At 73.0% G+C, this 18579-nt stretch carries 20 protein-coding genes and 1 pseudogene; 9 read left to right on the top strand and 12 right to left on the bottom strand.

The window, feature by feature from the left end; all coding sequences use genetic code 11:
• Positions 1-201: 201 nt before the first annotated feature.
• Positions 202-1128, bottom strand: coding sequence for a LysR family transcriptional regulator (locus AB0H62_RS21110; protein WP_220239223.1), 927 nt, complete (start codon positions 1126-1128; stop codon positions 202-204).
• A 110-nt stretch (positions 1129-1238) separates the two neighbouring features.
• Between AB0H62_RS21110 and AB0H62_RS21115 the strand changes: the two genes are divergently transcribed.
• Complete coding sequence (locus tag AB0H62_RS21115; RefSeq protein ID WP_360587589.1) at positions 1239-2486, top strand: MFS transporter; 1248 nt, start codon at positions 1239-1241, stop codon at positions 2484-2486.
• On the opposite strand, the gene AB0H62_RS21120 is transcribed toward AB0H62_RS21115, so the two are convergent.
• From AB0H62_RS21120 to AB0H62_RS21145, 6 genes are all read right to left on the bottom strand, one after another.
• Positions 2458-2877: an ATP-binding protein gene (locus tag AB0H62_RS21120; protein WP_220239225.1), complete on the bottom strand. Its 420-nt coding sequence runs from the start codon at positions 2875-2877 to the stop codon at positions 2458-2460. The genes AB0H62_RS21115 and AB0H62_RS21120 overlap by 29 nt on opposite strands.
• Positions 2874-4466 carry a GAF domain-containing SpoIIE family protein phosphatase gene (locus AB0H62_RS21125; RefSeq protein WP_360587591.1) on the bottom strand — a complete coding sequence of 531 codons (1593 nt, stop codon included), beginning with the start codon at positions 4464-4466 and terminating at the stop codon, positions 2874-2876. Before AB0H62_RS21125 ends, AB0H62_RS21120 begins: the two co-directional genes overlap by 4 nt.
• On the bottom strand, positions 4463-4843 hold the full coding sequence (locus AB0H62_RS21130; protein WP_220239227.1) for an STAS domain-containing protein: 381 nt from the start codon (positions 4841-4843) through the stop codon (positions 4463-4465). The genes AB0H62_RS21125 and AB0H62_RS21130 overlap by 4 nt, the downstream gene beginning before the upstream one ends.
• Before the next feature lie 101 nt (positions 4844-4944).
• Positions 4945-5406, bottom strand: a complete 462-nt coding sequence (locus tag AB0H62_RS21135; RefSeq protein WP_360587593.1) for a hypothetical protein — start codon at positions 5404-5406, stop codon at positions 4945-4947.
• A 221-nt stretch (positions 5407-5627) separates the two neighbouring features.
• Entirely contained in the window at positions 5628-5810 is a 183-nt protein-coding gene (locus tag AB0H62_RS21140) for a CsbD family protein (RefSeq protein ID WP_220239229.1), read from the bottom strand.
• 76 nt (positions 5811-5886) lie between these two features.
• Positions 5887-6042 carry a DUF6131 family protein gene (locus AB0H62_RS21145; RefSeq protein WP_220239230.1) on the bottom strand — a complete coding sequence of 52 codons (156 nt, stop codon included), beginning with the start codon at positions 6040-6042 and terminating at the stop codon, positions 5887-5889.
• A 486-nt stretch (positions 6043-6528) separates the two neighbouring features.
• On the opposite strand from AB0H62_RS21145, the gene AB0H62_RS21150 reads away from it, so the two are divergent.
• Complete coding sequence (locus tag AB0H62_RS21150) at positions 6529-7713, top strand: aminotransferase class I/II-fold pyridoxal phosphate-dependent enzyme (protein WP_360587595.1); 1185 nt, start codon at positions 6529-6531, stop codon at positions 7711-7713.
• A 4-nt stretch (positions 7714-7717) separates the two neighbouring features.
• Here the strand turns inward: AB0H62_RS21150 and AB0H62_RS21155 are convergent, their stop codons facing one another.
• On the bottom strand, positions 7718-8005 hold the full coding sequence (locus tag AB0H62_RS21155) for an antibiotic biosynthesis monooxygenase (RefSeq protein ID WP_220239232.1): 288 nt from the start codon (positions 8003-8005) through the stop codon (positions 7718-7720).
• A 110-nt stretch (positions 8006-8115) separates the two neighbouring features.
• Here AB0H62_RS21155 and AB0H62_RS21160 point away from each other — a divergent pair, with 110 nt between their 5' ends.
• Entirely contained in the window at positions 8116-8865 is a 750-nt protein-coding gene (locus tag AB0H62_RS21160; protein ID WP_360587598.1) for a polysaccharide deacetylase family protein, read from the top strand.
• Here AB0H62_RS21160 and AB0H62_RS21165 read toward each other — a convergent pair.
• Positions 8825-9925 (bottom strand): histidine kinase, encoded by a 1101-nt coding sequence (locus AB0H62_RS21165; protein WP_360587600.1) that lies wholly within the window; start codon positions 9923-9925, stop codon positions 8825-8827. The two genes, AB0H62_RS21160 and AB0H62_RS21165, sit on opposite strands and share 41 nt — an antisense overlap.
• A 22-nt stretch (positions 9926-9947) precedes the next feature.
• Between AB0H62_RS21165 and AB0H62_RS21170 the strand changes: the two are divergent.
• The 3 genes and pseudogenes from AB0H62_RS21170 to AB0H62_RS21180 all read left to right on the top strand — a co-directional run.
• Positions 9948-10202, top strand: a pseudogene (locus AB0H62_RS21170) (response regulator transcription factor); the annotation flags it as partial.
• Positions 10203-10308: 106 nt separating this feature from the next.
• Positions 10309-10545, top strand: coding sequence for a LuxR C-terminal-related transcriptional regulator (locus AB0H62_RS21175; RefSeq protein WP_255637804.1), 237 nt, complete (start codon positions 10309-10311; stop codon positions 10543-10545).
• Between the two features lie 63 nt (positions 10546-10608).
• The gene (locus AB0H62_RS21180) at positions 10609-11604 is read left to right on the top strand and encodes an NAD-dependent epimerase/dehydratase family protein (RefSeq protein ID WP_360587602.1); all 996 of its coding nucleotides are present in this window, start codon (positions 10609-10611) and stop codon (positions 11602-11604) included.
• 125 nt (positions 11605-11729) lie between these two features.
• Here the strand turns inward: AB0H62_RS21180 and AB0H62_RS21185 are convergent, their stop codons facing one another.
• Positions 11730-12104: a hypothetical protein gene (locus tag AB0H62_RS21185; RefSeq protein ID WP_360587604.1), complete on the bottom strand. Its 375-nt coding sequence runs from the start codon at positions 12102-12104 to the stop codon at positions 11730-11732.
• A gap of 283 nt (positions 12105-12387) precedes the next feature.
• On the opposite strand from AB0H62_RS21185, the gene AB0H62_RS21190 reads away from it, so the two are divergent.
• Positions 12388-12819 (top strand): hypothetical protein, encoded by a 432-nt coding sequence (locus AB0H62_RS21190; RefSeq protein ID WP_360587606.1) that lies wholly within the window; start codon positions 12388-12390, stop codon positions 12817-12819.
• A 4-nt stretch (positions 12820-12823) separates the two neighbouring features.
• Here AB0H62_RS21190 and AB0H62_RS21195 read toward each other — a convergent pair whose 3' ends face one another.
• Positions 12824-13192, bottom strand: a complete 369-nt coding sequence (locus AB0H62_RS21195; RefSeq protein ID WP_360587608.1) for a DUF2071 domain-containing protein — start codon at positions 13190-13192, stop codon at positions 12824-12826.
• A gap of 490 nt (positions 13193-13682) precedes the next feature.
• On the opposite strand from AB0H62_RS21195, the gene rpmG reads away from it, so the two are divergent.
• Positions 13683-13847 (top strand): 50S ribosomal protein L33, encoded by a 165-nt coding sequence (gene rpmG, locus AB0H62_RS21200; RefSeq protein ID WP_220239238.1) that lies wholly within the window; start codon positions 13683-13685, stop codon positions 13845-13847.
• Positions 13848-13937: 90 nt separating this feature from the next.
• On the opposite strand, the gene AB0H62_RS21205 is transcribed toward rpmG, so the two are convergent.
• A complete protein-coding gene (locus AB0H62_RS21205; protein WP_220239239.1) occupies positions 13938-15446 on the bottom strand; it encodes a sialidase family protein in 1509 nt (502 codons plus the stop codon).
• 280 nt (positions 15447-15726) lie between these two features.
• Between AB0H62_RS21205 and AB0H62_RS21210 the strand changes: the two genes are divergently transcribed.
• Positions 15727-18579, top strand: a complete 2853-nt coding sequence (locus tag AB0H62_RS21210; RefSeq protein WP_360587611.1) for a BTAD domain-containing putative transcriptional regulator — start codon at positions 15727-15729, stop codon at positions 18577-18579.

Here is an 18579-nt window from a genome sequence, read left to right on the forward strand (position 1 = left end):
GCGTTCGCGAACGCCCGCTCGGTCCCGTCCTGCTGGGTCACGCGGTACTGCTCCGGGGTCAGCCGGGACACGGCTTCCGGGTTCTTGTTGTACTGGGTCTGCTGGGACACAGCTCTCCCTTCGCGGCCTCTCGGCTCGGGCTGGGGAACCAGGTGAAACGCACCTGGACGTGCAGTTATAAAGACACCGTACGGGCACTTTCTATTCCCTCGGACGGCCGATTGCGCCCCCGTCCGACTTCTGTAAGAAATCGGTCTCCACCAGCAGATCGAGCAGGGTCCGCAGCGCCCGGCCGGGGGCCTTTTCACCGTGGCTCACGACCGAGAGCGGCCACGTGAGCCCGGCGTCGTCCAGCGGCACCACGGCCGCGCCGGGAGCGGTCAGTGGCACGAGGTCCGGGACCACGGCGACGCCCAGCCCCGCGGCGACGTACAGCGGCATCACCCGGAGGTCGGCGACCTCCACGGGAACCCGGCGCCCGACGCCGAGCGACTCGCAGGCCCGGTCGATGGCGATGCGGTTGCCGAAGCCGCGCGGCGCGTCCACGAACCGCTCGCCGGCCAGGTCCCGCAACGAGATCGACGGCCGGCCGGCGAGCGGGTGCGCGGCCGGGAGCACGGCGAAGTAGGGGACGGTGACGATCGTGCGCACGGTCAGGCCCGGCAGCTCGCTCTCGGGGAGGCCGAGCAGCGCGAGGTCGAGCCGGCCGTGGCGGACGTCCTCGGCCAGGCCGGTCGAGCCCGTCACCGACACCGTGAGGTGCAGGTCGACCAGCGGGTGCCGGTCGTGGAACGCGCCGAGCAGCGCGGGCAGGTCGAGGGCGCCGACGCTGGTGAGCGTGCCCACCCGCAGGCTCCCGCGCAGGCCGGCCGAGGCCTCCTGCACCACCTCGCGGGCGCGCTCCACGGCGTCGAGCGCGGCCTTCGCCTCCGGCAGGAACAACGCGCCCGAGGCCGACAGCGCGACCCTGCGCGTCGAGCGGTCGAACAACGTCGTGCCCAGCTCCGTCTCAAGCGTGCGGATCGTGGCCGACACCGTGGACTGGACGGCGAACAACCGCTGGGCCGCGCGCGTGAAGCTGAGCTCCTCGGCCACGGCCACGAAGTACTCGAGCTGACGGGTCTCCACGGCGTGAATTATCGCATCGAGCGATAACTGTCGCCAAGACTTTTCGTTGGACGGAATGAGTTGCCGAGGGGATGGTTGAAGGCACAAGGATCTTCCGGGGAAGGCAAGCCATGGTCCACACCGTTTCGCCCGTCACAGCCCGCACAGTCCGCCGGCGGCTCACCCACGACTGGGGCTTCCGCGTTATCGCCCTCGCGTTCGCCGCGTCGCTCGTTTTCTCCACCGTGCCGACGCCGCTGTACGCGATTTACCAGCGCCAGGACGGGTTCCCGACGTTCGTGGTCACCCTCGTCTTCGTCGCCTACGCCGTGGGCGTGATGGCGAGCCTCTACCTCGCCGGCCACGTGAGCGACTGGCTCGGCCGGCGCCGCGTGATCGTCGCCGCCACCCTCGCCGAAGCGTTGGCGGCCGCGTTGTTCCTGTCGTCGCCGGAGGTGCCGGTGCTCCTGCTGGCCCGGCTGATCAGCGGCGCCGGCATCGGGGCGCTCACCGCCACGGCCACCGCGCACCTGTCGGAGCTGCGCGCGGTCGCGCGGCCCGGTGAGCACGCCGGCCACGCCAGGCTGATCGCGAGCGTGGTGAACCTCGGCGGGCTCGGCCTCGGCCCGCTCGTCGGCGGGTTCTTCGCGAAGTACGCGACCAGCCCGCTCACCACACCGTTCGCGGTGTTCCTGGTGGTGCTGCTCGCGGCCGCGATCGCCGTGGCGCTGGTGCCCGAGACCGTCGAGCCGTGGGACGAGCCGCCCGCGTACCGGCCGCAGCGGCTTTCGCTGCCGGCCGACGCGAAGCCGACGTTCTTCGGTGCGGCCATCGCCGTGTTCGCCTCGTTCGCGATCACGGGACTGTTCGCGGCCCTGGCGCCGACGCTGCTCGCCCAGGGCCTGCACCAAAGCGGCCACCTGCTCGCCGGGATCGCGGCGGCGTCACTGCTGGTCGCCGCCGCGCTCGGGCAGATCGTCTTCGCGCGGCTCACTCTCGCGCGCCAGCTGCGGCTCGGCTTCACGCTGATGGCCGTGGGACTGGTGGTGCTGCCGGTCGCCGCGCTGCTGCCTTCCCTGTGGCTGTTCTTCGCCGGCAGCGTGCTGGCCGGCACGGGCATGGGGCTCGGATTCCGCGCGTCGGTGACCACCGTGGCCACGCTGGCCGGTCCGCGCTCGCGCGGGCAGGTGCTGGCGGCGCTGTTCCTCGCGGCCTACGCGGGCCTCGTCGTGCCGGTGCTCGCCGTCGGGCTGGCGCTGGTGTGGGTGTCGAGCCCGATGGCGCTGCTGGGCTTTTCCGTGGCCGAGCTCCTGCTGCTCGCCTGGTCGGCGAACCGCATCCTGCGGCCCGCTATCCGGCCGGTTCGAGCCGCCAGCTGAGCGTCACCGTGGTGCCGTCCGGGCGCTGCAGGCACTCGCTTTCGTGCGCCAGGCCCCGCATCAACGGCAGGCCGCGGCCGCGCAGGCCGTTGGTCGAGCGGGGCGGCAGCCAGCGGCCGTAGTCGGTGACGATCACGGTGACGGTTTCGCCCACGCAGGTCGCGAGGACGTCGAGGACGCCGGTTTCCCGGCCCTCGTAGGCGTGTTCGGCGGAGTTGGCCATGGCCTCGTAGCTCGCCATCACCACGTCCTCCTGCTGCGTGGTGCTCATGCCGAGCCCCGCGACCCAGCCGGCGAGGGCGCGGCGCAGGCCGATCAGCGGCTCCGGCGCGGCGGTGACGCGGCGGCGGAACTCCGGCGTCAGGCGATCCTCGGTCGCGCGCCCCGTCACGCCGCACCTCCGTCGCGGCGGCGCACGTGGATCAGGGCGATGTCGTCGTCGTGGCTGCCGCCGGTGAGGTCGTGGATCAGGCGGTCCCACGCGGTTTCCGCGTCGGACCCATCGTGCAGGGCATCGTGCAGGGCATCGTGCAGGGCACCGAGCGCGGTGAGCAGCCCGGCGATGCCGACGGTGAGATCGCGGGTGCGGCTCTCGACCAGACCGTCGGTGTAGAGCACGAGGTCGGTGCCGGGCAGGAAAGCCACCTGCTCCTGCGGGAACTCCGCGCCGACGCCGAGCGGCTGGGCCAGCGCCTCGCCGATCTGCTGGGGCGTGCCGTCGGCGTGGACGAGCACGGCGGGCAGGTGCCCGGCGTCCGCGTACGTCAGCGAGTGGTCCGCGGGCTCGTGCACGGCGTAGAAACAAGTCACGAAACTCGGCTCGGCGAACCGGCCGGTGAGCTGTGAGACGTTGCGCAGGACCTCCGACGGCGGCAGCTCCAGCAGCGCGTACGAGCGGATCGCGGTGCGGACCTGGCCCATCACGGTGGCGGCGGCGACGCCGTGGCCGACGACGTCGCCGATCACGAACGCGGTGGCGCCCGAACCCAGGCGGAGTACGTCGAACCAGTCGCCGCCGACCTTGCTGCCGGTGGCGACCGGCAGGTAGCGCGTGACGAGGTCGAGGCCTGGGATCCGCGGCGCGGCGGGCACCATGCTGCGCGAGAGCTCTGCGGCGAGGGTGCGCTCGCGTTCGAAGAGGCGGGCGTTGTCCAACGCGATGGCGGCGTACCCCGCGATGCCTTCGGCGAGGTACTCGTGGCGCTCGGTGAACCGGCCGGTTTCGGGGTGGCCGAAGAAGAACCAGCCGAGCACCTCGCCGCTGGTGGGGCTGACGACCGATACGGCGAGATAGCTACGCACGGGCAGGTGCCCCTCGGGCGTGCCGTGGTAGGGCGCGTTGTGGCCGAACCGCGGGTCGGCCGTGATGTCCGCGCTGCGGACGGTGCCGGTGCCGTCGAACGTCGGGCCGAACACGGCGGTGTTGCGGGGCATGGGGAAGCGGGAGAACGCTTCGCGCGGCACGCCGGAGAGGGTGTAGAGCGTGTACGACTCGCCGAACTGGTCGACGAGGTTGTAGAAGAACGCGCCGAAGGCGGCCCCCGTCGCGCCGGTGGCGGCGTCGGTCGCTTCCTGGACCACGACGTCGAGGTCGAGCTGGGCGGTGAGCCGGCGGCCGATGGAGTGCAGGGCGTCGACGACGCCGGCCTCGGCGCGCAGCCGGCTGACGGTGCCGGTGAGCTCGGCCGTCGCGGCGTCGACCCCGGCTGCGGTCGGTGCGAGGCGGGCGCCTTCGGGAGCGTCGGTGTGCAGCAGCACGGTGGCGTCCTCGTCGGTGACGACGACCACGGCGCCTGTCACGCGTTGAGCCGGGACGAGCTGGGCCACGGTCGCGGCGTCGGGGACCACGATCCGGCCCCGGCCCCGGTAGTCCGCGGCGTCGAGCCGGCGGATCCGCACGGCCACGGGCCGGCCCTCGGCGTCGACGAACGCCTTGCGCACGGCCGCGGCCACGGGCCCGAGGCCGTCGGCGGTGGTCATGCGCCCGCCAGCGCGGCGGGCACCGAGGGGAACACGGCGAGCTCGTCGGTCAGGCGGGTCAGCTCCAGCGGCCGCAGCGTGAGCCGGCTGCTCGCGACCACGCGCACGTCGGCGGGTTCGGCCTGCCGGTGGGCCCACACGAGCACCGCCATCCCCGCCGAAGCCAGGAAGTCGACCGCGCTGAGGTCGATCACGAGCACCGGCGCCCCCGTGCGCGCGGCGCGGTCCACGAGCCGGCGCAGCTTGGGGGCGAGCGCGAGGTCGAGGGCGCCGCTCACGGCCAGCACCGTGGCACCGTCGTCCTCACTCAGCGCGACGGCGCCCCCCGTGGTTTCCACCCGGCCCGCGTCGTCGCCGGGGGCACCGGACTCAGCCATGCGCAAATGATGCCAAGCCGGCGTCCGTTGCGCCCGGCCGTACCCCGCTCGGTGCAGTGCCGGGCCCTCTCGGGCCGCCGACCGGTTCGGTGACCGAATGATCAGGCGTCGTTCAGCGCCCGGGCGAAGGCAGTGTGCACGCGCAGGTACTGGCGCAGCGGAAGGGCTTCGCCGGGCGTGGGGGAGGCCAGCCGGCGGGTGGCCCACGTGTTCCAGGTGAGGTGCGCTTGGGCGACCGACAGCCGCGCGGCCGCGGCGACCTCGGCAGGGCTTTCACCGGCGAGAACGGCGTCGTGCATGAGAACGGGGCTGCTGCGCCGGATCCACTCCTGCAGTGAAGCCATGGCCGCGAGGCGGTGGAGCTGGGAGCCGGATTCCCCGGTGTCGGTATTCGTGTCCGGGGCGGTCGTGTGCACGCCGGTGAGGTCCGGCGCGGTGGCGCCCGGCGCGCCTGCGTCCGGTGCGGGCGCGGCCGGAGCCGGTGCCGCACGCGGGAATTCGGAGCGTCCGGCGAGTTTCGCGGGCGCCTTTTCGGTGATCTCGGGGGTGAGTGAGGTCGTCATGGCGATTCTCCCTGGTCGGGCGGTCAGCCACACCGCGATCGTGGCCGCGCCGGTCGGGACGGGCGGCGTCCCACGGCTACCCTCTCACCCTTTGGTTCAATCCTCGGTTTTGTGAGACCGCGATCTCACTCGTTCGGGGGCGGTTTCCCTTGGGGCGCCTCACATCCCGGGACGCGCGAGCGCCGCCGGGCGGGACCCGGCGGCGCGCGTTCCCCCGCGTGTCAGTTCTTGTTCTTCAGCCCGTCGACCGCGTCCTTGACCTTCTCACCGGCCTGCTTGAGGGCACCCTTGGCCTGGTCCGCCTTGCCTTCGGCCTGCCACTGCTCGTTTCCGGTGGCGTTTCCGAGTGCTTCTTTGGCGCGGCCCTTCAATTCATCGGCCTTGTTCTGCATTTTGTCGTTCACGACCGCTCCTTTCGCGAAGGCCGGGTGGTTACCCGTTTTCCGGCGGTTCAAACAAGTCGCCCGGTGAACAAGTGGCTCAGTACCAGTGCGCGCGGCCGCCGACCCTGCGGCCGGTTCCGCCCAGGATGGCCAGGACCGCACCGATGACCAGCAGGACGATGCCGATCGTCCACAGGATCGAGATGCCGGTGATGAAACCGACGACGAGCAGGATGACTCCGAGCACGATCATGGATTCTCCAGCTGTTCCGTAATGGGGACCGATGGTTTCGAAGTACCCGGCCGGGCGATCTCGCAAACACTTTCGGGTCCGGTCCGGTGTGGACGTACCAGTGGTCTGATCCGGTGGTCGAATCGGCGGAACCGGTTCCGTCGAGTTCATTCGGTCACCGAAGGAATATGCGCACAGGTGGGCGAAGCTGCGGTTTTGTACCGCCTTTGCCGGGGCCGACCAGGATGTGAAACCGCTTTGCGGCGGGGTGCGAGCGGCCTAGCTTTTGAGCCCGACAGATCGATTTCTCACCGAATGAGGGGAGCCGGTGCGTGGCCTCGGGCGAACTCGCGACGACGGCGCCGGTCGGGCTCGGCTGGCTCGCCGTGCGGATCGGCGAACGCACGGCGCGCGGCATCGCGGGCGCCGTGTCGGGCCTCATCCGCGACGGTGAGGTGCAGCCCGGCACGCGGCTGCCGACCGCGCGCGCTCGCGGCCGAGCTGTCGGTGAGTCCCACGACGATCGCGGAGGCGTGGGCGCAGCTGCGCGCGGCCGGGCTGATCGGCACCGGCCGCCGTCGCGGCACGACCGTGCTGGCGCCGCCCGCCGGGCTCCCGCCCGCGCGGATGTTCCCGGGCTGGCAGTCGGTGGACCTGGAGCACGGCTCACCCGATCCCGCGCTGCTGCCGCCGCTGGAGGACGCGGTGGCCGCCGGGGTGCGGTCGGAGCGGCGGGCGGTGAAGGAACCGATCAGCTCCCGGCTGCGGGCGGCGGTGAAGCCGGAGTGGCCGTTCGCGGCGGAGGCGTGGACAGTCGCCGCCGGTGGTCAGGAAGGTGTGGCGTTGGCGTGCCGGGCGGTGGCCCGGCCCGGCGACGTGGTCGCGGTCGAGGAACCGACCGCGCCGTGGCTGCTGCGGCACCTGCGCGCGGCGCGCATCCACGTGGTTCCGGTGCGCCGCGACGAAGCCGGCCCGCGCGCCGACGCGCTCGAAGCCGCGCTGGCGCACCGGCCCGTCGCCTTCGTCTACCAGCCGCGCGCGCAGAACCCGCTGGGTCACACCGTGTCCGCCGCTCGCGTCGCCGAGCTCGCCGCCGTGCTCGCGCGTACCGACACCGCCGTGATCGAGGCCGACGACTTCGGCCCGCTCGCCGCCTCGGCGGGGGCGAGCCTGGGCACGCACCTGCCCGGGCAGGTGCTGCTGGTGCGGTCTTATTGCACGGCCTTCGGCACCGAGCTGCGCAGCTGCGTGCTCGGCGGCTCGGCCGCGCTCGTGGAGCGGGTGCGCGCGCACCGGGCGTTCGGCACCGCGTGGTCCAGCCGGGTGCTGCAGGACGCGCAGGCGTTCCTGCTCACCGACACCGCCACGGACGCGCTGGTCCACCGCGCGCGCCGGCGCTACGCCGGTCGCCGGGCGGTGCTCGCCGAGGCGCTGCGCGACCACGGCCTCGACGTGGCCGTGGGCGACGGGCTCACGCTGTGGGTGCTGGTGCCCGAGGAGACCCGCACCTTGGTCACGCTGGCCGCGCACGGCGTCTCCGTCGGCGCGGGCAGCCGGTGTTTCACCGGCCGCTCCGGCGCGCCGCACATCCGCGTCGCCGTGGGCCAGCTCCCCGACGACCCGGCCCCGGTCGCCGACCTGGCCGGGATGATCGCGCGGGCGGCCGGCGTCCGGTCCCGCCGCAGCGCCTGACCCGTCAGACGGCCTCGAAGTGCTCCACCCGCGGCTGCGCGGCGAGGTAGGGCCCGAGCAGCGCGCCGTACGCCGCGTAGCGGTCGGTGCCCCGGAAGTGCTCCAGGTGGTGCTGCTTCGACTCCCACTCGACGACGCCGACGAAGCGGTCCGGGCTCTCCTCACTGCGCATCATCCGCGCACTGCGGCAGCCGGGCGTGGTCGCGAGCAGCTCGTGGGCTTTCGCGTATGCGGCGGCGAATTCGTCGCCGGCGCCCGGTTTCACGTCGACGATCGCGATTTCGGTGATCACCCCTGTCGTTCTACTCCGGACTCGCGATCACCGGTACTGCCGTGATCGATCGGAGGGACTAGTACCTCCGCCGCTTCCGGCGCGCGGGCCGGGTGGGCAGGGTGGCGCGCATGATCCGTCCCCACCTGTCCCGGCGGGCCCGCTGGACGATCTCGCTCGCCGTCGCGCTCGTGCTGGTGCTCGGCGGCGGGTACGCCCTGCTGCGGGTGGTCGACGCGCGCACGTTCCAGTTCTTCGGCGGTCTCACCGAACGGGTCGAGACCTCGCAGAAAGTCGTGGCGCTGACCTTCGACGACGGGCCCGATCCGGCCGGCGTGGCGCCCGTGCTCGCGACGCTGGCCTCGCGCCGCGGGGTGAAGGCCACTTTCTTCCTCATCGGACGAGAACTGGAGGCACACCCCGAGCTGGGCCGTGAGCTCGCCGCGGCCGGGCACGAACTGGGCAACCACACCTACTCGCACGAGCGCATGGTGCTGGTGACGCCCGGCTACGTCGCGTCGGAGATCGAACGCACCGACGCGCTCATCCGCCGGACCGGCTACCGGGGCGAGATCACCGTGCGCCCGCCCAACGGCAAGAAGCTGCTCGCGCTCCCGTACTACCTCCACCAGCACGGCCGGCAGACGATCATGTGGGACGTCGAGCCGAACTCCTACCCCGCCGTCGACGCTTCGGCCACCGCGACCGCCGAGTACGTGGTGAGCCACGTGCGTCCGGGCTCGATCGTGGTGCTGCACGCGATGTACCCCGCTCGCGAGGCGACGCGGGAATGGCTCGGCCCCGCGATTGACGGGCTGCGGGCGCGGGGCTACCGGTTCGTCACGGTGTCGCAGCTGCTGGCGTTGCGGGGCAAGGGATGACGCCCACCACGGACCAGCCGCCTGCCACGGGTCCGGCGGTGAGCGAGCCGCCGTGCTCGGCCAGCTGCGCGCGCAGGCTGGTGAGGCCGTAGCCGGCACCGGCGGTTTCCCCGGCCGGTGGGGTCTGAACCTTCGACGCGACGGCGATCCGGACCTGCCCGCCGGTCACGGCGACCTCGACGCCCAGGCGCGTGCCCGGGCCGTGGTGGCGCAGGGCGTTGGTGGCGGCTTCGGCGATCACCCGTCCGGCGAGCGGGCGGACGGGGCCGGGGAAGGCCGCCGCGTCCGGCACGGCGTCGAGGACCAGACCGGCGGAGCGCAGCTGGTCGAGCACGTCGGCCAGCGCGGGTTCGGCGGTGGGTTCGTCCTCGCCGTGGAGTTCGCGCAGCGTCGCGCGGACCTGGCCCAGTGCGTCGCGCCCGGCCGACAGCATCGCGTCGACGCGCCGGCGGTCGGCGTCGGTCGGGTCGCCGACCGCGCGCAGGGCCTCGGCCTGCACGAGCATCACGGTGGTGGTGCGCGCGAGCGTGTCGTGCAGCCGCCGCGCGGTGCGGTCACGGCGTTCGGCGGCAAGGCGTTCCAGCCGGTGGCGCGTGCGTTGCGCGGCGACCTCCGCGCGTTCGGCGACGTGACGTCGGCGTTCCACGCCGAGCAGCCACGCGACGACACAGATGGTGGCGGTGAGCAGCGCGCCGTCCACGAAACCCTTGGCGGGCACCATCGCCGCGCCGACCTCGGCCGTGGTGGCGCCGCACAGCCAGAACCGCACGAGCGGGCGCGGCGACATCGGCGCGGTGTAGAGGGCGAGCAGGACCGGGAGGTAGTCGAGGTTGCGCGGCGCGCTGGTGACGAGGTGGGCGACGGTCGTCGCGGCGACCACGGCGAGCACCCAGCCGGGGAACCGCCGGCGAAGGGGCAGCGGCAGCAGTTGTGCCACGACGAGCAGCAGGCCGGCCCCGCCGTGGCCCGGCTGCCACGTGCCGCCCAGCGCGAGCAGGACGGCGACCAGCAGCGTGGTCGCCAGGTCGGCGAGGAGCCGTCGATCGGCGAGTCGGCGCACGGGCCGAAGGTAGAGCGCGCCGGTGATCGGGATCCGCGTCGTCGACGACCACGCGCTCGTCCGCGAAGGTCTCGCCTTCATCCTCGCCGCGCAGCCGGACCTCACGGTGACGGGCGTGCACGCCGACGGCGCCGGGCTGCTCGCTGTGCCGGGCGACCTGGGTGACGTGGTGCTGCTGGACCTGAACCTGCCGGGCCTCGACGGCCACGAGGTGCTGCGGCGGCTGCGGGCGCGCACGCCCCGCCCGCGCGTGGTGATGCTGACGACGATCCGGCGGGCGAGCGACATCCGCCGCGCCCTCGCTGAGGGCGCGGACGGGTTCGTGCTCAAAGGACTCCACGGGCGAAGAGCTGGCCGCCGCCGTCCGCGCGGCGCACGCGGGAGTGACCGCCGTCAGCCCGGCCGTCGCCGCGGAGCTCGGGGCGCCGGCCGAACTGTTCACCCCGCGCGAACGCGACGTGCTGGCGTTGCTCGGCCGCGGACTGTCCAATCGGGACATCGCCGCCGAGCTCGGCCTGGCGGAACGCACGGTCAAGGTCCACGTGGGCAACCTGCTCGCGAAGCTTCAGGTGGGCAGCCGCACGCAGGCGGCGCTGGCGGCGGAGCGGGTGCTGGGCTGAGGCGTGCGTTCGCCCTCCGCGAGACCGGTGGTGGCGCCGGGGCGGGCGCGCCAGGGTGAGGGCATGAGACTTCTCGTGCTGGGTGGGACGGTGTTCGTCGGACGGGCCGTCGCGGTGGAGGCGCTGCGACGGGGCCACGAGGTCGTGTGCGCGGCGCGCGGCGAGTCGGGGACGGTGCCCGACGGCGCGCGGCTGATCAAGGTGGACCGCGACGATCCGGACGGATTGGCTTCGCTGCCCGATTTCGACGCCGTGGTGGACGTGGCGCCGATGTCGTTCCCGTGGGTGCAGCGGGCGCTTGCGGTCCTCGCGGACCGCGTGGCGCACTGGACGTTCGTCTCGACGATCAACGTCTACGCCGACGAGGCGACGCCCGGCCAGACCCCGGCGACCGGCCCGCTCGTGGACCCGCTGCCGCGCCACGCGACCCGCGACGACCTGACCGCGGAAGGCGGCACCGGGCTGTACGGCGGCATCAAGGTGGCCAGCGAGAACGCCGTGCGCGCCGCGCTGGGGGAGCGCGCCTTCGTGGTGCGGCCCGGCCTGATCACCGGCCCCGGCGACGGCAGCGACCGCTTCGGCTACTGGCCCGGCCGCTTCGCCCGCGGCGGGCGCGTGCTCGTGCCCGCCTCCGACCGGCTCGCGCAGTACATCGACGTGCGCGACCTCGCGGCCTGGATCGTCACCGCGTTCGAGACCGGGCTGGGCGGCACCTTCGACGGGATCGGCCCCGCAGCCGACCTGGGCAAGCTGCTCGCGGACATCGCCGCGGCCGTCGGGACCGACGTCGAGTTCGTGCCCGCCACGGATACCCAGCTGGAAACCGCCGGCGTCGCCCCGTGGTCCGGTCCACGCTCCCTGCCGCTGTGGCTCCCACCCACCTACGCCGGCCTCGCCTCCCACGACCCGGCCCCGTCACTGGCGGCGGGCCTGGACGTCCGCCCCCTCGCCGACGCCGTCGCGGGCGCCCTGGCGCGCGAACGCGACCTGGGCCTGGACCGCGACCGGCGCTCGGGCCTGTCGGCGGCCGAGGAGGCGGAGGTGTTGGCGGGGTTGTGATCAGGTGAGATCTGGGGGAGTGGCGGCTGCTGGGGGAGCTGGGTCGGTTCGCGACGAGCCACCTGGCGACTTCGCCGGCGGGCGCGGCAAACCCGCGTGCGCTTGTCAGGCGCTGGTGAGCCGGGTCAGCTTGCGGCGAGCCACTTCGCCGTGCCCGGGCGGCCCGGGACCCAGCAGCCGCCCGCGACGGCGGGGGTGGTTTCGTCCGGGAGGGCGAGGAGGTCGGCCAGCACGAGGGTGGCGGGGCCGCTCGTGCGCCACAGCCAGGTGCTCGGCGTGAAAACGTTTTCCTCGTCCGCCGGCATGCGGGTGGCGGTGGCGTCGTCCTCGGCGTCGAGGCGGACGACGTCCACGACGTCGCCGTGGACGCGGACGCCGACGACCGCGAGGACGGCGCCGGTGGCGTCGCTCGGGTGCACGAACTGGTAGCCGCGGGCGATGAGGGCGCGCAGGCCGGATTCGACGTCACAGGGTGGCCGGGCCGCTCGGTGGTGGTTCATCGTCCCGCCTTCCGTTGCCAGCTCGGGAATCTGCACGTGCATCCGCGCGCTGGCGCGGACGTTAGCACGACCTCCCCCAAGGTAGGACAGACACACTTCTCTTTTCGGTCCTGTCTGCGCGCTTCTGTAGAAGATGGAGCACCGCGCGAAAAGGGTCGTTCGTACCACGGCTTGGTGGTCGACCGGGCAATGGCGACACGGGCGTGACGAATCTCCCTCACCATGTCAAGTGACGTTCACGAGGCGGACGCCACCACGGCCGGGTGGTGATCCTGTTGGCCACGTGGCAACCGGCGTTAGCATCGACTACCCCGCGAAGTACGGGGGACGGACCGCCGAGCCGAGCGGTCACGGTGCCGGTGTCCGCGCACCTCTGGGGTCGGTGATGGAACTGTTCGCGACGGTGGTCGCCGGTCTGCCGTTGGCAGGCGGGCCGCTCACGGCGGCGCTGCTCGTGCTGCGCCGCCGCCCCGCCCTGCGCACGGCGCGCGCCGTCCGCACGCAGGCGCGATTCGCGGAGGAGTTGCGCGCGGTCGCCGAGGTCCTGCCGCGTGTGCGGCCCGTGCCCATCGCCCCGCCGAAACAGATCATCGTCGAACTCGGGCCGGCCGTCGGCTCGTGCCAGCCGTGCCGGGCGGCCGCCGTACCCCAGCCCCGGCGGCCACCGGCCCCGGTCGAACCCGCGGCAAAGGCCTGCGCCGCCTGCACCCACTAGCACCTCACACCACGAACGGCGCTCCGAACCGCGCCGGCACCCCCGGCGAATACAGCACGCTCACCAGCTCGCCCGCCACCGCGACCCCGCCCAGCTCCGCCAGGTCGTCGCGCGGCTCCAGCAGCGACGCGCGGTGCAGCGGCCACTCGGGGTGGTCGTTGGGCACGTACAACGTTCGCCCGTGCCACGTCACGTCGCGGCCCACCCACCGCGTGGTCAGAACGTCTCCAGCCTCCGACGACCGCCCGCTCCACGCGCCGGCGCGCACCACCACCCGGCTCCGCCCGCGCCGACACTCGTAGGCGAGTACGTCGCCTTCACCACCGCCCTCCTCCGCGCCCGCCACCCCGCCGCTCGCGCCCCAACGCGGCATTGGTTGCGCTCGACGCACCGAACGCCACATTGGGTGCGTTGAGCGCACCGAACGCCACATTGGGGCGCTTTGGCCTGCCCAGCCGCCGGCCGCCGAACCAACTCCTCGCCCACCCAAGCCACGCGCCGCACCTCGCCAACCGCCGGCCGACAACGCAACCAAGCCCTGCACCCAGCCCCACCCCGCCACCCCGATCCGAAGCCTCCCTACGGCCGCCGACCGCGTGTCAAGGCACGCTTTCCCGCCTTTACACGGGGTCAACGGCCGTCAGCACAATCAAACTTCGGGGTGCTCCCCCCCAACGCAAGCCGCCCCGCGAGGACGGCATCCCGAACACGACCCCAGCCCACCCGTCCGAAGTCGACGGTCGCCCGACGGCGTGACCCCGGCCACTGCCCGCCGGGACTTTTCCGTGCCCTCCCACTGTTACATCTGCTGCGGAAGCCGGAGGAACCCGGCGACCGCCACGAGCAGGAAGGGGTGAGAACCGATGGCGAAGAGCGTTTTGCGCCCGGTGATCAAGCTGCGTTCCACCGCCGGCACGGGCTACACGTATGTGGTGACCAAGAACCGCCGCAACGACCCGGACCGGATGGTCCTGCGCAAGTACGACCCGGTCGTCCGCGAGCACGTGGACTTCCGCGAAGAGCGCTGACACCGAGCAAGACAAGGGGGCTGAGGGTGGTCACCACGACCACCCTCAGCCCCTTTTTCGGTGGCGCCGCCGCAGCAGCGGCACGCGAAGTCAGCCGCAGTGCCCCAGCGGCGCGTCGAACTTCACGGTGCCGATCGAGCCTCCCCACGTCACGCACTTGCCGGCCGCCGAAGCCGTGACCGGCCCGGCGAACCAGGAGAACGAGCCGGAGTCCGTCTGCTTCGTCCCGCCCTGCACCTGCAGGTAGGCGGTGGTCTGCGACGGCGTGCCCGCGCCGGAGTTCTTCATCGTGCTCACGCAGTTCTTGCCGGTGGCCGCGTTGTAGGACAAGTACACTGTCCCCGCGGTGCCGAGCGAGCCCTGGTCGATCACGCCGTAGCCCCAGCCGCACGCCGGCGCGCCCAGGTCCGCGTCGGTGAACTTCGCCCAGCGGATCGCCGCGCTGGAGTTGCCCTGCGGGCCGCCCTCGAACAGGACACCGGCCGAGCCGGTGCCGAGCGAGACGAGGTCGGAGTACGCCGCGTCCTGGCTCCACACCAGGAACCCGTCGGTGTCACCCTGCCAGCTGCCGCCCTCGTCGAACGACGAGCGGATGCGCAGCGCGTGGCGGTGGTCGCACACCGAGGGGCCGGCGAAGATCAGCCGGGTGTACGCGCCGCCGGTGTCCGTGGCGCTCATCGCGACCGTGGACCCCTGCACGTCGGGCGTCTTCGCCAGGCCCGGCTCGGTCACGAACTTCTGGCTGAACGTCTGCCCGCCGTCGGAGCTGATCGCGTACGCGCGCTCGATGGTGGAGCACATCGTGCCGGCGTTGTTGCGGGCCGAGGCGTAGATCTTGCCGTCGGGGAGCTCGGTGAGGCTGATCTCCTGAGGGTTGAGGGTGCTGTTGTTCGTGCTCGCGTCGGTGGCGCCGCGGTGCCAGGTCGCGCCGCGGTCGTCGCTGTAGATGATCGAGCCGGTGTCGGGCGCGGAGCCGTTGACCTGGTAGCTCATGCCCGCGACGAGGCGCCCCTTGTGGGCACCGCGGGTGAGCACCGAAGCGTGCGACGGCCCGGTCGCGAGCCAGCCCGGCGCCGCCGTGAAGCCGAGCTGCGTAGTGAGCACCTGGGGCGCGGCCCACGTGGAGCCGTTGTCCTTGCTGATGCTCACGCGCGGAACGCGGCCGCAAGCGGCGTGCGGGGCGACGCACTGCATCACCGAGAGAAGCACCACGCGGCCGTTGGGCTCGTCCGCGGTCGGCGGCACGACGACGGGCGTGGGGTTGCCCTTCACGTCGCCGAAGCCCTGGATCACGATCTGCAGCGGGCCCCACGTGGAGCTGCCCTTGGCCTGGCGCTTCATGACCAGGTCGATGTCGCCGGTGTCGGCGCAGCTGTTCTTGCGGCCCTCGGCGAAGGCGAGCAGGTCGCCGTTGTTCGCCTTGACGATGGCGGGGATGCGGAAGCACGAGTAGCCGCCGGTGCCGGCCTGGTACACCACCGTGCTGGCCGCGTCGGCCGACGCGGCGGGGGTCGCGCCCGGCACCACGGCCGCCGCGGCGAACGCCGTCGCCCCGGCCACTGCCGTGAGCAGTCCTCGTGCGACACGTCTCAGATTCACTGTCGGTCTCCGTCCTGGGGGCCGTCCCCGCGATCGCGGGGCGGCTGCCGAAAGTGCTCCCAGGCTCCGGCGTGGTCGTACACCCGCCGTACAACCGCACGCACAATCGCTTTTGTACCAAGGAGAACTGTTTGCCCGGCGGTGATCTGGCCGTGATCGTCCCACGTCCTACCTACGGGACCGATGTCCTGTCGGCAGGGCGCTCTCGCGGACCCGCGCCGTAGCGGGCGCTACGCTCAACGGGAGACGTGCCCGCAACCGGTGAGCGAGGGAGGAACCGGTGAGCGAACCCGGTGCCCCCGTCGGCGTCCGGTTCGAGCTGCTGGGACCGCTGCGCGCCTGGCGCGGTGGCCACGAGCTCGCGATCGGGTCGCCGGCGCAGAACTTGCTGCTGGCGGTGCTGCTCGCGCGCGCCGGCCAGCCGACCGGGGTCGACGAGCTCGTGGGCCTGCTGTGGGACGACCAGCCGCCGGCCAGCGCCGTGAACGTGATCCAGCGCTACGTCGGCGCCCTTCGCCGGCTCGTCGAGCCCGACCTGCCCGCGCGTTCGCCCGGTCACTGGCTCGTGCGCCACCCCGGCGGCTACGGCCTGCAGGTCGACGCCGTCTCCTCCGACCTCGTCGAGTTCCGCGCACGCGTGCAGCGGGCGCGCCGCGCGGAGAACGCCGACGACGCGCTCGCCGAGTTCAACGCCGCCCTCGCCCTGTGGCGCGGCCCGTGCGCGGCCGGGCTGATGATGCCCGGGCGCGCCCGCGCGCTGCTGGCCGGCATCGACCAGGAGGGCCTGGCCACGGTCGTGGAGGCCGCCGACGTCGCCCACGCGGCCGGGCGCCCGCTGCAGCCGTTGCTGCTGCACCTCGAGCGGGCCGTGAAAGCCGATCCCTTCAACGAGACCGTGCACGCCCGGCTCATGCTCGCGCTCGACTCGGTCGGGCGCCGGGCCGCGGCGCTCGAGGTGTACCGCGAGATCCGCAAGCGGCTGGTCGACGAGCTCGGCGTCGAGCCCGGCGCGGAGCTCACGCGCATGCAGCACGACGTACTGGTGCAGCAGGCCGAGGAAGTGCCCGCGGTCCGCGCACCGCAGGCCCGGCCCGTGGTGCGACCGGCGCAGCTGCCGCCGGACCTGCCGACGTTCACCGGCCGCCGCGACCAGCTCACCCGGCTCGCCGGGTTGTTCGACTGCGCCGCCGAGCGACGGCGCGTCACCGTCGCGGTGATCGACGGGCTGGCCGGCACCGGAAAGACCTCGCTGGCCATCCACCTCGCGCACCAGGTCGCCGAGCGCTTCCCCGACGGGCAGCTCTACGTCAACATGCGCGGTTTCGACCCCACGGGTGCCACCGTCGACCCGGCCGACGCGCTGCGCGGGTTCCTCGACGTGCTCGGCATCGAGGCCACGCAGGCGCCCTCGGGTCTCGACGCGCGCAGCGGCCTCTACCGCAGCCTGCTCGCCGGGCGCCAGATGCTGGTGGTGCTCGACAATGTCCGCGACTCCGAGCAGGTGCGGCCGCTGCTGCCGGGCAGCGCCGGCTCGGCCGTGATCGTGACCAGCCGCAACCGCCTCAGTGCCCTGGTCGCCACCGAGGACGCCGACGTGCTGACGCTCGACACGCTGTCGTCGTCGGAAGCCCGCGAGACGCTCGTGCGACGGCTCGGCGAGGCGAAGGTGGCGGCCGAACCCGAGGCCGTGGAGGAGATCATCGAGCTGTGCGGCCGGCTGCCGCTCGCGTTGGCGATCGTCGCCGCGCGCGCCCGGACGCACCCGCAGTTCTCGCTCGCCGACATCACCGCGAAGCTGCGCGCCACCCAAGGGACGCTCGAGGCGTTTCGCGGCGACAGCGCGGGCGACGTGCGCACGGTGTTCTCCTGGTCCTACCGCGTGCTCGAACCCGGTGCGGCGCGGCTGTTCCGCTTGCTTTCGCTGCACCGCGGCGCCGACTTCTCGACCGCGGCGGCCGCGAGCCTCGCCGGGGTACCCCTGCTGCAGGCGCAGGACCTGCTCGAAGAGCTCACGCGTATCCGCTACCTCAGCGAGCACCGCCCGGGGCGCTACCTCGCCCACGACCTCGTGCGCTCGTACGCGATGGAGCTGCGCGAGCAGACCGACCCGGCCGACGAACAGGCCGACGCCCTCGCACGGCTGGTGAACCACTACCTGTGCAGCACCCACGGCGCGTACCTCGCGCTGAACCCGCACCAGCTCCCGATCGAGCCGCCCGTGCTCGAGCCGGGCGTGACCGCCGACCTCGCGCGGGGCTACGGCGAGGCGATGGAGTGGTTCGAGGCCGAGCTGCCCGCTTTGACACTGCTGATCCGGCAGATCGCCGGGGTGCCGCGCCTGGCCGGGAACGTGTGGAAGCTGGTGCTGAGCCTGCAGCCGTACTACCAGCGCAGCGCGCTCTACCACGACTGGGTCACGCAGGCGGAGCTCGCGTTGCGCGTCGCCGTCGGCACCGGAGACCTGGTGGCGCAGGCCAACGTGCACCGCAGTCTCGCGGGCGCCTACCACTTCGTCGAGCGCTACGACGAAGCGCTGGAGCACCTCAACCGCACCGCGGAACTGTTCGAACAGCTGGGTTTGGCGGCCGACCAGGCCTACGTGCACAGCAACTTCGGCACGGTGTTCGCCAAGCTGGGCCGGTTCAACGCGGCGCTGGAGCACCACGAGCGCGCGTTCGAGCTGTACCGGGCCAGTGGCAACGTGAAGGGCGAGGCCATCGGGCTCGAGGGCATCGGCCGCTGCCTCAGCGAGATGGGCGGCAACGCCGAGGCCGTGCCGCTGATCCTGCGGGCGATGAAGCTCTACGAGGACATCGGCGACCGCAACGGCGAAGGCAACTGCTGGAGCACCCTGGCCACCGCGTACGGCTCGCTCGGGCACCTCGACCAGGCGATCGACGCGTGGCGCCGCGCCGTGACCTACTACCGCGAGCTCGGGAACCGCTCCGACGAGTCCGACTCCCTCGTGGCGCTCGGCGACGCGCTCAGCGCGGCGGGCGATCCGGAAGGCGCGGAGAAGGCGTGGCGCGAGGCGCTCCACGTGCTCGACGCGTTCGGCATGCCCGCCGCCGACGACGTGCGGCTGCGCCTCGGCGACCCGGTCTCCCGCGTGGTGTCGCCGCCGGGCGCGTGA

The organism is Amycolatopsis sp. NPDC050768 (assembly GCF_040654155.1).
Taxonomy (GTDB): domain Bacteria; phylum Actinomycetota; class Actinomycetes; order Mycobacteriales; family Pseudonocardiaceae; genus Amycolatopsis.

Bases quoted from the DNA above. Each gene is read 5' to 3' on its own strand.
- AB0H62_RS21185 (WP_360587604.1), bottom strand. From the start codon at position 12,104: ATGAACCACCACCGAGCGGCCCGGCCACCCTGTGACGTCGAATCCGGC.
- rpmG (WP_220239238.1), top strand. From the start codon at position 13,683: ATGGCGAAGAGCGTTTTGCGCCCGGTGATCAAGCTGCGTTCCACCGCC.
- AB0H62_RS21135 (WP_360587593.1), bottom strand. From the start codon at position 5,406: ATGACGACCTCACTCACCCCCGAGATCACCGAAAAGGCGCCCGCGAAA.
- AB0H62_RS21180 (WP_360587602.1), top strand. From the start codon at position 10,609: ATGAGACTTCTCGTGCTGGGTGGGACGGTGTTCGTCGGACGGGCCGTC.
- AB0H62_RS21145 (WP_220239230.1), bottom strand. From the start codon at position 6,042: ATGATCGTGCTCGGAGTCATCCTGCTCGTCGTCGGTTTCATCACCGGC.
- AB0H62_RS21160 (WP_360587598.1), top strand. From the start codon at position 8,116: ATGATCCGTCCCCACCTGTCCCGGCGGGCCCGCTGGACGATCTCGCTC.
- AB0H62_RS21195 (WP_360587608.1), bottom strand. From the start codon at position 13,192: ATGCCGCGTTGGGGCGCGAGCGGCGGGGTGGCGGGCGCGGAGGAGGGC.
- AB0H62_RS21130 (WP_220239227.1), bottom strand. From the start codon at position 4,843: ATGGCTGAGTCCGGTGCCCCCGGCGACGACGCGGGCCGGGTGGAAACC.
- AB0H62_RS21115 (WP_360587589.1), top strand. From the start codon at position 1,239: ATGGTCCACACCGTTTCGCCCGTCACAGCCCGCACAGTCCGCCGGCGG.
- AB0H62_RS21125 (WP_360587591.1), bottom strand. From the start codon at position 4,466: ATGACCACCGCCGACGGCCTCGGGCCCGTGGCCGCGGCCGTGCGCAAG.